Source organism: Pseudomonas sp. LB1P83 (genome assembly GCF_054897885.1).
Genome location: NZ_CM142709.1, coordinates 538124 through 552931, shown reverse-complemented (window position 1 = coordinate 552931; position 14808 = coordinate 538124). Strand labels below are relative to the sequence as shown.

General features: G+C 58.0%; 11 protein-coding genes and 1 pseudogene. 4 read left to right on the top strand and 8 right to left on the bottom strand.

The features are described from left to right. Window positions 1–5: 5 nt before the first annotated feature. From ACYZTY_RS02375 to ACYZTY_RS02360, 4 genes are all read right to left on the bottom strand, one after another. Entirely contained in the window at window positions 6–524 is a 519-nt protein-coding gene (locus ACYZTY_RS02375; protein WP_461957155.1) for a penicillin-binding protein activator LpoB, read from the bottom strand. Window positions 525–552: 28 nt separating this feature from the next. Continuing rightward, entirely contained in the window at window positions 553–4146 is a 3594-nt protein-coding gene (locus tag ACYZTY_RS02370; protein WP_461957154.1) for a tetratricopeptide repeat protein, read from the bottom strand. After that, window positions 4124–6937 (bottom strand): endo alpha-1,4 polygalactosaminidase, encoded by a 2814-nt coding sequence (locus ACYZTY_RS02365; RefSeq protein WP_461957153.1) that lies wholly within the window; start codon window positions 6935–6937, stop codon window positions 4124–4126. The genes ACYZTY_RS02370 and ACYZTY_RS02365 overlap by 23 nt, the downstream gene beginning before the upstream one ends. Window positions 6938–6999: 62 nt before the next feature. Then, window positions 7000–7932: an NAD-dependent epimerase/dehydratase family protein gene (locus tag ACYZTY_RS02360; RefSeq protein WP_461957152.1), complete on the bottom strand. Its 933-nt coding sequence runs from the start codon at window positions 7930–7932 to the stop codon at window positions 7000–7002. A gap of 247 nt (window positions 7933–8179) precedes the next feature. Between ACYZTY_RS02360 and ACYZTY_RS02355 the strand changes: the two are divergent. Together ACYZTY_RS02355 and ACYZTY_RS02350 are read left to right on the top strand one after the other, a co-directional pair. Beyond that, a pseudogene (locus ACYZTY_RS02355) lies at window positions 8180–8580 on the top strand (cysteine hydrolase family protein). A gap of 33 nt (window positions 8581–8613) precedes the next feature. Continuing rightward, complete coding sequence (locus ACYZTY_RS02350) at window positions 8614–9537, top strand: hypothetical protein (RefSeq protein WP_461957151.1); 924 nt, start codon at window positions 8614–8616, stop codon at window positions 9535–9537. Window positions 9538–9796: 259 nt separating this feature from the next. Here ACYZTY_RS02350 and ACYZTY_RS02345 read toward each other — a convergent pair whose 3' ends face one another. Next, a complete protein-coding gene (locus tag ACYZTY_RS02345) occupies window positions 9797–11080 on the bottom strand; it encodes a hypothetical protein (protein WP_461957150.1) in 1284 nt (427 codons plus the stop codon). A gap of 336 nt (window positions 11081–11416) precedes the next feature. On the opposite strand from ACYZTY_RS02345, the gene ACYZTY_RS02340 reads away from it, so the two are divergent. Continuing rightward, complete coding sequence (locus tag ACYZTY_RS02340; protein WP_461957149.1) at window positions 11417–11800, top strand: DUF6124 family protein; 384 nt, start codon at window positions 11417–11419, stop codon at window positions 11798–11800. A 35-nt stretch (window positions 11801–11835) separates the two neighbouring features. Next, a complete protein-coding gene (locus ACYZTY_RS02335) occupies window positions 11836–12090 on the top strand; it encodes a hypothetical protein (protein WP_090175784.1) in 255 nt (84 codons plus the stop codon). A 51-nt stretch (window positions 12091–12141) separates the two neighbouring features. Here ACYZTY_RS02335 and ACYZTY_RS02330 read toward each other — a convergent pair whose 3' ends face one another. From ACYZTY_RS02330 to ACYZTY_RS02320, 3 genes are all read right to left on the bottom strand, one after another. Then, on the bottom strand, window positions 12142–13044 hold the full coding sequence (locus tag ACYZTY_RS02330) for a nucleotidyl transferase AbiEii/AbiGii toxin family protein (RefSeq protein WP_461957148.1): 903 nt from the start codon (window positions 13042–13044) through the stop codon (window positions 12142–12144). Further along, a complete protein-coding gene (gene abiEi, locus ACYZTY_RS02325; protein ID WP_461957147.1) occupies window positions 13031–13600 on the bottom strand; it encodes a type IV toxin-antitoxin system AbiEi family antitoxin in 570 nt (189 codons plus the stop codon). Before abiEi ends, ACYZTY_RS02330 begins: the two co-directional genes overlap by 14 nt. 213 nt (window positions 13601–13813) lie before the next feature. Beyond that, window positions 13814–14722 carry a YeeE/YedE thiosulfate transporter family protein gene (locus ACYZTY_RS02320; RefSeq protein ID WP_461957146.1) on the bottom strand — a complete coding sequence of 303 codons (909 nt, stop codon included), beginning with the start codon at window positions 14720–14722 and terminating at the stop codon, window positions 13814–13816. Between the last annotated feature and the right edge of the window lie 86 nt (window positions 14723–14808).

Below are 14808 nucleotides of genomic sequence, written 5' to 3'. Positions count from 1 at the left end.
TGCATTCACTCGAACCGAAGGGCGCCAACAAGTGTGTCGAGCACCGTTTGCGCGGTGCCGGCGAGGCTTTCACGGGACCAGCCCGCACGCGCGCCGCTTTTGCTCCAGAGCACACGACCGCTGCTGGCTTCGAGCACGCGCAGGCTGATGCCCACTGCCGGTTCGCCGTCCAGACCGTTCTTGTACTGCCACTCTTCAACGCTGCCGGCGACCACGTAATCGAGCTTCTGATCCCGTGCCCAGTCGAGGGCACCAGCCAGGCGCTCGTTGTCATCCATCAGTGCTTGCTCGCCCTGACTGCTGACCGGGTAAACCTGTGGTTGCAGGCCATGGCTGCTGAGCACGCTGAGCAGGATCTGCTCGGCGCGTTCACCGGCTTGCGGGGTTTGCGAATAGTTGATCATCGGCACGGTGCCCCACTTCGCAGTGCGCGGAAGGTTCGGGCTGGTGTCGCCAGTGAAACTGGCGCAACCGGCGACGAACAGGACTGCCAGAGCCAGGCTCAGATTACGAATTGCTTGCATCAGTTTTTCTCCTGTAAACATTTCATGATCAGCGTCCGAACCGCACGCCGTAGCTCACACCCAGTGTTCCGCCTGCCTGACCGTCCCCGCCTTGTGGGGCGGATTGGTAGCCGACGGTGAGGGCCAATTCGTCACCGCCCAGCACTTCGACGCCGATCCCGGTGTTGATGCCGTAGTTGAAGGTTTGATCCAGCCATTGCCAGCCCGCCGTCACGTCCACCAGCCAGGTGTATTGCGGGCGAGTGCGCACCAGGGCGCCCGGCAAACCGCGACGCCATGAGCTGCCGACATACAGTTGGCCATAACGGCTTTGCAGCAGATCGTCGGCCGTCACGACCGTGGGGTCGTCCGAGTCATCAACGCTTTTCACCGGGCCGTCGTTGGCGCTGGACAGGTAGTCCAAGGTGCGGTCCTTGACGTTGTTGTGCTGATAATCGACACCGCTGCGCACGGTCCAGTTAGGCCCCGCAAATTCCAGCGTGTGGTTGTATTCCATCTTCAGCGCCTGGCCGTTGCCCAGGGCATCGCCCGCACGGGTAGAGAACGATTTCTGCGCCACTTCCCAGCTGATCTGATCCCGCGCCGAGAGCCCGTGACGTCCGCCGACCCACACACTGTCGTGCTGGCCGAAAGCGCGCATCAGGCCGCTGTCTTCGCTTTTGCGATGCCAGTCCAGGCCGGTTTCGATCTGGTCGCTGGAACTCAACTGCCAGGTCCGGGACAGGCCCAGGCCGGTGCGGTCGTCGTCATCGCGCTGGCTGGTGTCGGCGAACAGTTTGTAGCCGCCGTCCTCCACCGAACGTTGCAGGGTCAGCGCGGCGTTGCGCTCATCGCCCATGCGCGACTCGATCAGTTGATCGCTGTTGTAAGTGCCGTTCTCCAGCTCAAGGTTGGCGTACCACTGACTGCCAAGGTTGTGCGCGATCTGCAGACGTGGCCCGTTGAATTCCAGGCCGCCGAAATCCTGCTGATGCCAGGACAGCTGCGCGCCTTGCGGTGTCAGTTCCTGGAGTTCCACGGCCTGACGGCGCAGTTGCTCGCGCACGGCGGCCGGCTGATCGTCACCCAGTGCGGACTGGCTGAGGTCGAGGGCTTCGTCGAAGCGGCCGAGACGGCTGAGGGCCTGAGCACGTTGCGCCGGATTCAGGTCGCTACTGGCCAACAGCGTTTCGACTTGCGCCTTGTTACGGCTGCGCAAGGCTTGCTGAATTTCTTCGTAACGCTGGACCTTCAAGCCCTGGCCCCGCGCCCAATCAAGCCACTGGTCTTTCTGCGATTCCTGGTTCGTTGCGTCGAGACGAGCCAGCAACCGTTCGAACCACAATTGCAGCATCGCTGGCGAGCCGTCCTTCCACTTCACCACTTCCTGCTGCGCCTTGGCCGGCGAATAACTGCTGGCCATCAGGCGCAACCAGATCGCGTAACGCTGGGACGATGGTTGAATGTTTTCGCCTTCGGGACTGCGCAGCAGCTTCAAGCGCAACCGTTGGGCCGCGTCCTGATAACCGGCACTTTCGAGGGCATCGGCGTACGCCGCGCGCACCAGCCAATCCTGCGGACTGGTCTTGAGGTACAGGCGATACCAGGCCAACGCTTCGGCATCGCGACCGAGCATCTGACTGGCACTGGCAAACGGCAGCCAGAGGATTCGATCCTGACGTGCCTGGGGTTTCCACTCCGTCAGCAAAGGCTTGAGCGCGGCGGTGTTGCCTTGATCGACGTACAGCCACATCAGGCGCTCGCGGAACAGGTTGTCATCCGGAAAACGCGACAGACCCTGCAGGTACAAACGCTGCGCTTCGTCGATATTGCCCTGCTGAACCGCCAAGGCACCGCGTATCGCCAGCACTTGGGCTTGCTCGCTGGCGTCCGGGTATTGCTGGGTGTCTTTGAGCAGCGCGACCACTTGCGGCCAGTCCTGCAACTCCTGGGCTTGCTGCAAGGATTCGACCAGACGCTGCGGATCACGGGTGCGTCTCCAGCTGCCGACCATCATGGTCAGGGCGCGTTTCGGATCGCTGCTGCGATACATGGTGATCAGCTGACTTTCGTCGCCACTGTTGAGCGAACCCTTGAGTGCGAGGAGTCGTTCCAGGGAAGCTTGCAGCTCGTCGTCGAGCTCCAGATCCCAGGCCAAAGCAGCGCGAAGGCGCCAGTAGCCCTCATCGGTGATCTTGCGGTTATCGACCTGCAAAACGTCCCACGCCGCCTGGTTATCAAACAGCTTCAGGTCGGTATTGGCCCAGTCGATGCGCTCGGTCGTGGTCAGTGCGAAGCGTTTCGAGTAACGCTTGTAGACCTCGGTTTTCTGCGCGAACTGCCCGGTGTTTTCGAGGTTTTGCAGCAGGCGTGTCCAGGCCAGACGATGCGCCGGGTACTTGCGCAAGTAAGCGTGCAACCAGGCTTCGGCTTGCGTCGGTGTGCCTCGCGATTCGTGACCGTAGTTCAGCGCATCGAGTTCGACGTCAGTGAGTGCGCGCTGCTCCATGATCTCGGCGAGCAAAGGAATCGCCCGGTCAAAATCGTATTGCTGGCTTGCCAGACGCCAGGCGTGTTCGCGGGTTTGCGGGTCTTCGTGCAGTTTCAGCAGGCGAATCCAGTAGCCCAGAGCGGCCTGACTGTCGCCACGCCATTCGCCCAGCTGCCCCATTTGCTCGAGCAAGGCCAGGTCATCCGGGTGTTCAGCCACGAGCTGCTGACCACTGTCCCACGCACCGGCCAGGTCGCCGAGGGCCAGGCGCATGCTGAATTCTTTGCGGAGGATTTGCGGATTGTCCGGCTGCAATACCCGCCACTGATCCAGAAAGCGCTGCGCCAGATCGAAGCGCTTGCTGCCGACGGCGACGTCGACGCCTTGCTCCAGCCACGCCGAATCGGTTTGCGGATCCTTGAGCTGATCCAGTTCATCGGCCAGTACGCGTGCGGCCTGCTCACCACGACCGGCGGCCAACAAGCTGTTGAACGCCAGTTGCGCGTATTCACGACGCTGGGACGCTTGTGGGCTGTCCTGTTTGAGCAGCAGGTAAATGTCGGCGGCGCGGCCAGGTTGCTCACCGGCCAGGTACCACTGCGCGGCAGACTTGAGTGAAGCAATGCGCTGAGCCGGGTCGCGTTCGGCGATTTCTTCGTAGACGCTGGCCGCGAAGGCCGGCGCCTGTAACGTCAGCGCCAACTTGGCCAGGTTCTGCAATTGCGGCAGCGGCAGCAGGCGGTGATCAAAGCTTTGCAGGCGTTCGATCAAGGTTTTCTGCGCGACCGGATCATCGGCCTTCGCCGCTTCCAGTGCATCCAGTTCCAGCCGGTAATACGTCTGCAATTCGAGTTCAGGTTTCGGCCAGTTCTCAAGGTGCTGGCGCGCCTTCGGGTAGTCGCCGAGACGGATCAACAGATCGACCAGCTGCAAGCGCAGGTGATCGTCTTCCGGGTGCGCCGCCAGCAGCAATTCGGCGTAATTGGCCGAGACCGCATCCGGCTCGCGGCCATCAGGCTGGAACACTTCTTCGCGCTGGAACGTCAGCCACAGCAGGCCGCCCACGGCCACCGCCACCACCGCCAATGCCCAGGGATTGAGCAGGCGGCTGCTTTTAGTTGCTGAGGCGTTAGATGCAGTAGAGCTGACCATGACTCACCTGCTTCATTGGTAATTGAAAAGTCCACAGGCCGGCGGATGCCTTGCCTGCAAATTGCTGCCCGTCCACTTCAATCCGGCAGCTGCTCGCCGAGCGCACGGAGAAGGTCAGGTCGACCTGACCGGCAAACGAAAAGCTCACGTGCTTTTCGTCCACATATTTCCAGTCCACCAACGGCAGGTTGGCCTCCTCCAGCGCCGGTCGTTGATCCCGGTCGGGGCGCAACACCAGCAACGCCTGGTCGCTGCTCAACGCCACGTATCGGCCCTGCGGCAAGTCGCGAACACCGGCGATGCCTTGCGAGCGCAGCAGGTCCGGCCAGCCCATTTGCGGGTCGAGTCGAAGGGTGCGCAGGGCGTCCATCCCGCGAACCTGCCAGTCGCCCTCGGCGGTGCGCGCCAGGCTGGCCTGATACAAACCATGCACACGATCGAGGTAGTCGCTCATCCACAGCGACATCGGTTGCTGGTCCTTCATGTAGCCGTAGATCTCGTTCATCGCCTTGATCGAGGCCTGCTTGGTGCTCGAATAGAAGTGGTAATACAGGTGCAGTCCGCGCAAACGCCGTGGGCTGTCGGTGAGTTCGAAGGTGTCGATCACATCGCGGAAGCCGTAGTACGGCCCCTTCCACAGGTTGGTGTAGAGGTTTTCGTTGATGATCGGCGCGTAGTACTGCAAGCCGCCGGCGGTGGGGCGCAGTAATGGATTGAGGCCGGTCAGCGACGGATTGGCCTTGGTCAGCAGGGTCTCGGCGCCGTTGACGTTTTTCAGGCCCGCGTCATAGGCAAGCTTCAGGGTGGCTGCCGAGGGCAAGGCATCGCCCGGCCAGAAGATCAACTTCACCGGTTTTTCCGGGGTGGTGAGCTGCTGGTTGATGTAGTCGCGCGAGCCAAAAATCTCGCGGCGGAAATCGATTTTGTCGTATCCCGGGATGGCCATTTTCAAGCCGTATTCCGGTTTGAAATTCTCACGTTTCTGCGCCACTTCCGGCTGCATGAAAAACGGATGGCTGAAGGTATGGGTGGCGACTTCGACTTTCGGGTTGGCAAACAACTCACGGGCGATGGGTTCCAGCTCCCGCGCCAGGAACGGGAACATGCCGCGCGGTGAAATCTCACCTTCGACGATCGACACCGAAGTCAGGAACGGGTTGGGCCGAATGAAATCGTCGAGCACCTGCTTGCCGGCATACGGCGTGCCGCGCACTTCGGCGCGCGACGGGAAACCATCGCCATCGATGTGCACGGTGGCGATGCGGCGGCCGTTTTCGGTGGTGGTGTCCGGACGCGGCTGAACCGGCAGGCGCAAGCTGGCCTGGAGGAAGGCGAACGGGTCGAGAATCCAGCGGCTGCGCTCGTTGTTCGTTTCGAGAACGTACGGCGCGAGGGCTACACCGCCCCACTCGGCCGTCGCCACCGGGGCGAATGTCTGGCCGTCGGCAGCGGTCAACAGCAACGCGGCTTTCGGACCGTTGGGCAGCAGGGAAATCGCGGTCAGGTCACGGGATCTGGGCTGCACCGGTGCTTCGAAGGCGCCGAGCAGCGCCTTGTCCTGATAGCTGATGGTCAACGCTTGAGTGCCGATCGGCGCCGAGCGATTCAGGCCCAGACGCTTGAGCAGCAGCGGGTCTTGAATCGGCAGGCCGGAAAAGAACACCACCGGGACGTGTTCGTCCAGACGCTTGCCGATCCAGCTGTTGAAGGCCGATGCGTCCTGCGGCGGGCCGCTGGTCATCCAGGTAACGATCCCGGCGTACAAACCGCTGAAACGGTGCTCCGGCATAGAGCTGTCGACGGGCAGGTAATCAACCCGGTAGCCGAGGTATTCGAGCAAACCGCCGAGCAAGGTGTGCCCGGCGTTGCGTACCAGATCACCTTCGCGCGGATCGTAAAGCAGCGCGACTCGGCGCGGCTGGATTTCGATGCTGCTGATGCCCATCGAGTCCAGCTCGGGCGTGCCGATGTAGGGAATGAAGCCCTCATCGCGTAGACGCTTGGCCAGTTTGCGCGCTTCATCGCGACGCTCCGGCGGCAAGTAGTCGATGGCTACCAACGGGATGCCTTTGGCGCGCAACGGTTGGATCTGGGTTTCCAGCCACTGGCGATCGGCTTCAGGCACCGGGCGATAGCGCTTGGCGGAAGCGTCCCAACCGGCGTGAATGGATTCGATAGCCACCGCGGCCGCCACGCCATCGAGGTCGGGCAACACTTCAAATCCACGGTTGAAAAACAGCTTCAGGTTCGGCTGACGCTGGTGCAATTCCCGCAGGAAACCGGCGAGTGCCAGGCGTTGTGTTTCTCGCGCCGACTCCGGCAGCAACTGGAAGCTGTCGAGGGTGTCGAGAAACAACCCGGCGTAGCCTTCGGCCTGCAACGCCTTGGCTCGGCCGAACAAATGTTCACGCCAGGCGGGCGCCGCGAGGTCCATGACCTGACTGTCCCACGCGCCATTACGCACCGGGCTGACCGCCCCCGTGAGGGATGCCTTGTCGAGTTCGGCCTTGCCACCATGGAACTCGCCCACCGACAGATAGGCGAATGGCTGGCTGCCCAATTTGCGCAGGGTTTTGACGTCGCCCGCAGTCAAATGACCCGGTTCGACCACCGACCAGTCGAACTGAGCCAACTCAGAAATAGGCGGTTGATCGGCGTACCAAAAAACTACGCTGGTGGGTTGCGGTAATGCTGCGGCCTGGACGGCGGGTGCGCTCACGAACAACGCTAAAGCGGCGAGCAGCCGTTTAGCGGCCGCGCGGACACGCGTCCTGCGAAAAACGATTTCCATAACTCACTCTTGAATTGACTGAACCGATACTGCTTCGAAGTCGGACAGTAGAACCGGCCGGGTTAGAGGCTGCGGATAAGCTGCGCCAGGCCTTTGCCGATGGCGGTCGGTTCCGGGAGCGTGAAACGCTCGAGCAGGCGGCTGTTGTTGGCGCGCGAATGGCGAATGTCGCCCTGACGTGGCGCGTGATGGATCACCTTCAGCGGACTGCCGGTGACGGCGCCCAATTCAGTGATCAGGTCGTTGAGGCTGGTGGAGCGACTCAGGCCAACATTTACCGCGCCGGGGCTCGGTTCGCTGACTTCCAGGGACTGAACGAGGATGCTCACCAGGTCCTGGACATAGACGAAGTCGCGGGTCTGCGCACCGTCGCCGAAAATCGCCACCGACTGCTCGGCTATGGCCAGCTTGGTAAAGATGCTGATCACGCCGGAGTACGGCGATGAAGGATCCTGGCGTGGGCCGAAGATGTTGAAGAACCGAAAGATCATCGGTTCCAGGCCATGTTCGCGGCGATAGAAATCCAGGTATTGCTCACTCGCCAGTTTGTCGCTGGCATATGGCGTGAGCGGGGATTTTGGCGTGTCTTCGTGAATCGCCGTGCCTTCGCCGTTGTTGCCGTAGATGGCCGCGCTGGAAGCGAATACCACGCGCTTGATCCCGGCCTTCACCATGCTTTCGCACACGTTGAGCGTGCCGACGAAGTTGCTTTGGTGGGTACTGACCGGATCATCCACCGACGCTTGCACCGAGGCCACCGCCGCCAGGTGAACGACAGCACCGCAATCGCGCATGGCCTGTGCCACCACGGCGCCGTCTGCGACATCACCGATGACCAGGCTCAGATTGGCATTGTCCATCGGCAGATTGCTGACCTTGCCGGTCGACAGATTATCCAGCACGCGGACTTTGTAGCCTTTACCCAGCAACGCTTCCACGAGGTGCGACCCAATGAAACCTGCACCACCAGTCACCAGTATTCGCTCAACAAACATGAAATCTCTCCCTGAACAGTAGAGCGGATACGAGTGATTAAAGTCCGCCGATTTTATGGCGCAAGGCCACCAAAGCGCGGCCGATAATGGGAGATCAAATGGGCACTGTCAATACTTTGTCCAATTTATCGCCGAGCGGTATTTCACCCTGCAAGCCGTCATTTATTTGACGACATTTATTAACTACAGGCAGTCATACGATTGCCATTCCAGACCGTCAGACTACGTCTAGACCGGAACTTTCGCCATGTCTCAAGCCCTTCTTATCATTGACGTCCAGCCCGGTTTTCCCCACCGCAATGGCTCATCGACGGTATCCGGAAAATCCTCGGTAACCTGCCCAGCATCGCCACCGTGGAACGCCACGACGAAACGAAAACGCCTTTTGAGAAATAACTCGGATGGCACCCTGCGCCGGACGATGACAGCCTGATCGAGGCCGATCGCGTCTTTATCAAATACGGCTATGCGCCTTCCCTAAGACCGTGAGTATTTGAAAAGCCTGAAGGTCGATCGCGTGTTGGTGTGCGGGCTTCAGACCGAGACCTGCTGCCTGGCGGTGGGCTCATCACTGGATCGGACGGGGGCGTTGGGGGTGAGACTTTGGGAGCATCATTCCAGCACACGGTGAGGTCGGATGAGCTGTAATCAAGTGGAAGCGCAGTTCTAAGGAAGATAAACATGAACATCTGGATCACTGCCGCCCTCGCGGCCATGGTTTCCCTGTCTGCACAGGCCGCCACCGAAGTCGCGCCCCGTGTCGAGCAGGTCCCTTTCGACAAGGGCACCGATGCCGTCGAGATCAAACAGTCCATCCAAGGCCGGCTCACCGCGCAATACCGCGTGAGTGCGAAGGCAGGCCAGATACTGACCGTAGACCTCAAGCCTTCCAACACCTCTGCCTACTTCAACATCACCGCCAAAGGCGCGGACTACGCGCTGTTTAATGGCTCGATCATGGGCAACCACTTCATGGGGCCGTTGCCCGTCGATGGCGAATACTCGGTTCAGGTGTACCTCATGCGCAACGCCGCACGGCGCAACGAGGTGGCGAACTACAACCTTTCGTTGAACCTCAGCCCCTCCGATACCTCGGACAGCACTCAGCCGTTTGACCAGACGCTTGAACTACAGGGCATTCGTTTTCATGTGACGGGGGAATGGGTCGACGGGAATCCTGCCGTGCGCATCTCGCCTCAAGGCTTGGAGGTCGATAATTCGGATATCACCCGGTCACTCACTGGCAACATCGTCCGGGCGGAAGTCGCGGACCTTGATCAGGATGGTTCGCCGGAGATTTACGTCTTCATCAGATCCCCTGGTCGCGGGTTACCGGGGGAGTTGGTTGCGTATGCCGCCAATCGTAAGAAATCGCTGAGCGATATTTATCTTCCGGTTGTTAGTGAGAATGCGAAAGCAGCCGAGGGGTATCAGGGGGAGGATGAGTTTGCGGTGGTGGAGGGTGTGTTGGTGCGGCGGTTTCCGGTTTATGAGAGTGCGGATGATGGGGCTGGGCGGACGGGGAAGATGCGGCAGGTTCGGTATCGGTTGGTGGCTGGGGAGGCTGGGTGGGTTTTGTGGGGTGATGGGGTTACGGAGTATTAAGAAATATAAAACATAAAAAACCCGCGCTATGCGCGGGTTTAGAAAATCGAGCGGGTTTACGTTTGCGAATAAGCCACAAGAATCTCATGTACGCTAGGTTTGCTATCCAGCTTACGCATCATCAGATCGTATTGACTGACACCCTTTAGCTGCCGAGCGGGGCGGATCTGCTGATTCTCGATGCTCAACGCATCCCTTGCGACAGCCGACGCCGAAGGTTTCGATGGTTGTGGCGCTGAGAAGATCATATCTGACTCCATTATTCTGCTCGTTTGAAGAATCGAGGTTTCAATTCAGGTCTAAAATAATGCTTCCTATCGATCCATACGAACCCGTCATGTTTACTAATGACGGCAACGTCAATCGGGCCAGAAACAGACTCGCTAGGCCGCGTCACCCTCTCTTTCAGTGACTCTAGCTCAATTAAGCTCTTTGCCAAGCCTGCCATATCCGGCAGAGGGAGCGAATGTATAATATTGGAAAGTGGAAATACATGCTGGTTTCGTATCTGCTGATACCACCGGTCGGTGTGTTCGGTATGAGCCTCTTGCACGAGGATACTCAAGCGCTCCTCGGTTAACGGCACCTGAGCACCGCACTCAGCCATCACTCGTGCACCTAAATCCGTCAAGGCTTGGTTGGTCGAGCCGTAAATTGAGCCAAGTACATCGGGAGCTACCCCTGTGCGGAACGTATCGATCATGTGAGTAGTCGCGAAGGGCTGAATCACTGCAGGCGAATTGGCATCCATCACCCTTGGCTCATTACGAAGAAGGATTAGTCTGTCGCCGAGGAAGCCGTAGCAATCGTAGACCTCGAGTGCCGGAAAATATTCTTCCTTACCATAACCAGCAATTACCACACCTGTTTGGTCTGCATATTGGATGAATTGTTTTACTGCAAGTTTAACCAGGGTAACGATGAATCGTGGAACCAGAAATACACGCGATGCTGACTGTATAAATAGCGGAATTGCGGTGGTCGCTTCCTTCGTTAGCTCCTCCGTCGTCTTAGCTGTCGCATTCGCAATGTCTGCTTCTGTGAGAAGTTGAGGCAGCTCCATTGCATCGACTTGGGCTTCTGCAAGAGAGAACGCAGCCTCAATTTCTTCGTCAGTTTTATCGGCAAGACCTTCAACCTTATTCACTTCTGCATAGACGGCGATTAGCATCTGAAGCCGGAACACTGCCGCACCGACTAAATTAAGAAGTGCTTTATTTTTGGTTTCCTCTGAAAAGAGCTTGTCGTTGTGCTGTAGAAACTCAAAAAAACGCTCTGGGTACGTTTCCAGTCGGTCAAACTGGTCGCTACCGAGGGTTTCTCGAAACGCTTTGATAGGTAGCTCCCAAGGAACACCTTGCAGCCCGGCTGATCCGTAAATCATCAACCCCACTGGCCCGCCCCGGGACAGCTCGTACAGCTTGTTGGCACCTTTGAAATACCTGCGCTCTTGATTTCCATCCTTCCACGATGTGACGGTAACAGCGCTATCGGCAGCCAGTACAACGGCAGTACGGCTCATAATTGCGATCTCAGCTGTCATGCTTTGCTCTCCGAAAATTGGTGTTAGCGAATGGAGAAACTTTGGTCTTTACCCTTCCTAACCGTCAACCGTCACAATGCGTAGGAATTACACCTCGGCAACCGTAGTTCAGTTCTGAGAGATAATCCTTCTATGTCTTTCTCAAAAAAAACAACGCTTCAATGTCTTGGTCAGCGCGTAGTCCACGTCCTAGGAAACTTCCCGCGATTCGTGTCGACTTTCGTGAACTTGCGGGCGTCACTCCTGGCAGATAATCTCTGCACTTCGCTGCAAAACAGCGAACGGTTTTGACAGGCCGAAAAACGTGGGAATCCTGAAATGACTGGAGTTCCTTTAATGAAAAAGACCAACCCGAATCAACCAGAAGACCCGACTCTTTCTGAGTCAGAACCCCTCGATTTATCCAAGCTATCCGAAACCACCGAACGCACCGTCAGCGCCCGCCTCCGCAACCCAAACCACCCCGACCCCATCAGCCACGTCTTCACCATCCTCCCCGACGTCGACACGCCAACCCTGCTCGCTCACGCCTGCGAAACCCTCGCCTCACTCAACGTCATGACCACTGACCTCGCCTGCGATCTCGAAGGCTCGCGCCGCAACGTGGCACTGGCGATTCAGCAGCTGGCGGTGCTGGGCGAACTGTTGGTAAACCGAGCGCTGGACAACCTCGACCCGCCCGATGGCGTGTCCGAAGTTCCGTCCGCCGGCCACCACTGAGTGGTCGCGCTCTTTTACCCAATGGAGGTTTTGTCATGGATCGATACATGCCTGTTACCGGCATCGACTGCACCATCGCGTCGCTGCTGATCGACACTGAAGCACCGCTGGACGTACTGCATGAAACCGCGGCTTACCGCATCCGCACCGCGACTCAATTGCTGGAGAGCTTTGCTGTGAGCGAGGGGGTTCACAGTGAATTGGCGCGAGTGCTGGTGACATCGCTACGCGATGGCTGCGATTTGATGGATGTCGTCGGCCGACGATTGCAGGCTCAAGTTTCGGCATAGAAAAAATGGGCGACCTCACTGAGATCGCCCATTTTTTATGACTGCCGGACTTTACATTTTGAAACCAAAGCCCTGAACGTTCTCAGCCCCGGACAACGCTTTCTCCGTCGTCACATACAACTCACGTATATGCCCAACCAAAAACGTCCAGAACGCCGGTTCATTAACGGTTTGCGCGACCAGTTCTCCTGGCAGGAACCGCCCCATCTCCTTGCGAAACTCAAGCACAACTTTCGGATCAGCATCGAGCAGTTCCGAACGCTCCTTGAATAGCTTCAAGAATTCATCCTGTTCGCAGTGATGATCGCTCAGTTTCTTCCCAATCAAATTCAGTTGCGGCGTTACACCCTGCTGACGCAGCCAGACCATGTCCCAGAGATCCCGGTTCTTGATTCGGTTAGGACGCAGAGCGAAAGCCACTATTTTGTCGGCATAGATTTCTTCGCGTGTTTCTGCCTGCAAAATCAGGCCACTTGTGCCCATGTCGACGCCATATGGATTGAGCAGCAACATAGGTTGTGGCTGATAACTCGGAATGGAACACACATCGATGTTGATGCGCTGCGCCGGAAGGTCTTTGCGCCCGGGCCGGGTCTGAACCTTCAGCTTCCAGGTATCGACATTCCCCTCCTCACGAACAGGCTCACCGACTTCAACCTCAAGGCCATATTTGGTTTTCAGCGTTGAGACAAGAACGTGAGCAAGCTGAGTCAGACTCTCGCGATTGAAGTCCGCGCCACCGGTGAAATCCAGATCCTCGCTCAAGCGGTTTGAACCGTAGCAGGCACGCAAGCAGGTTCCACCGATGAAGGTGAGTTTAGCGAGCATGCCGGCAGAACTCAGTGCGAGCATGATGTCGTGGTGCAGCAGTTCCTTTTCCACCACGACGCGCAATGGCGCCAGATCCTGTTTGTTTTTAAGTGCTTCATCTACCAGTTCATCAAACAAACTCATTGGCGACGCTCCAATCGATCAAATCCATGTTTCGTTTCGCGACCTTCATGTCCCGCAATGCTTGTTGCGGTGTTGCCCGCCACAGGCGACAACGCGCGTCATAGTGAACCTGTCCAACCAGGTCTTGAGGTTTCTGGCGGGTGTGAACGAATTCGATGGTGCCCCAGCGTCCGCATGAAATGGTGCTGCTGCGACCAGAAGACATCAGCGTGATCCAGTTGATGGGGATCTGAGAGATGACGCCGCTATCGCTCAATGCCGTTTCTAGGCTGATGTAGTTGAACTCCTTGGCACGTAGCCTGGCAGCGGCATGAAACAGCACCAATCCGCTGGACGGTTTGGCCGCTTCAAACAGGTAAAGCCCTCTACACACTCGCGCCAGATGACCATCCGAGGCTGCGCGACTCAATAAGGTTTTGTAGGCACCGTCGGAAATATCTGGCACCAACGATCTGAGATCGTCGGGAGTGAACAGGTAGCGTTCTTCGCTGGCCAAACGGGTCAGTTTTTGGAGAAGCCGCCCCATTGGCTGGGTAGATTTTGAGTGCGGATGCATACCCATGACTCTACAGAAGGTTTCACTTTATGTAACTTACTGTTGAGTCAGTGAAAAAGCTATTCTTCTTTTTTCCTGTAACCCACTCACCCTGTGATCCAGATGGCTCAGGAAACTATCAGAGCGCAATCCATGTGCAGTTACCGCAACATTGATAGCAAAATGTGATGAATACGCAACATTTCAGCTAACTCAAATTCCGATTTCACGAATTCACCCCCTCACCCGCTTCACCCCAATCCCCACCAATATCCCCACTACAATCGCCCCCAAAGGCACTGCGCCCACCCAAGTCATCGTCGGAAACACCAGCAAAATCTGCGAATCATTTCCACCCAGCATCATCGACGCACCAATCCCCATCAACACCCCTGCCAGTAAATGCTTCCCCGCCGCCCGCCATTCAAACCGCTGATAGCTGAACGTCCGTCGATGCAGCGTGTAACTGAGCATTCCCACCAAGAGCATGACGAAAACCGCCACGCGCTGACTGGTCAGCGAGCTGTCGCCCGAGGCCCAGAACATTTGCGAGAGGTTGTAAAAGAACACGCTCGGGGTCCACAGCGGTTCGAAGGTGTAGAGGGCGCTGGTCAAGGCCCCCAGGAGCATGCTGGACAGCACCAGGTGTTTGTCGCCGTGAACGCGGATCAGGAAGAGTAGCGCCATCAGCACGATGCCGATGGTCAGCCAGTATTGGTGGCTGGAGATCGTTGGCATTTGCAGGGTTTTGTGTTCGGTCAGCATGTTCAGGTGATACCAGAGGACGATCCCCAGCACCCAGCCAATAATCGTGAAGGCTTTGCTGAGGTTGCCGCTGGCGAGCTTGGTGAGGGTGCCGACGCTGCAACCGTCGTTGAGCACCGAGGCGATGCCGAACAGCAACCCGCCCCCGACCAGCGACAGGTAGCCGATTTCAGGAACGAACAACGGCTGACTGACGCCAAACAACCGGTAAAACGGTGCCAGTAGCAGGCCGAACAGACCGCAAGAGATGAGCGACACAAACAGCGTCGGCCGGCGCCTGAGCAACAACCCGGTGGCATTGACCAGGCACATGCCCATGCGCTGGGACACCCAACCGATCAGGAAGGCTAACAGCAGCGAAATCAGCAGGGAAAGCACAGGCCTCCTTGTTTTCGGACCGCGACATCGAACAGGTTCTTGAAGGATAGATTAGCCGCAGCCCAAACTTCGGATGAACCCGCGAA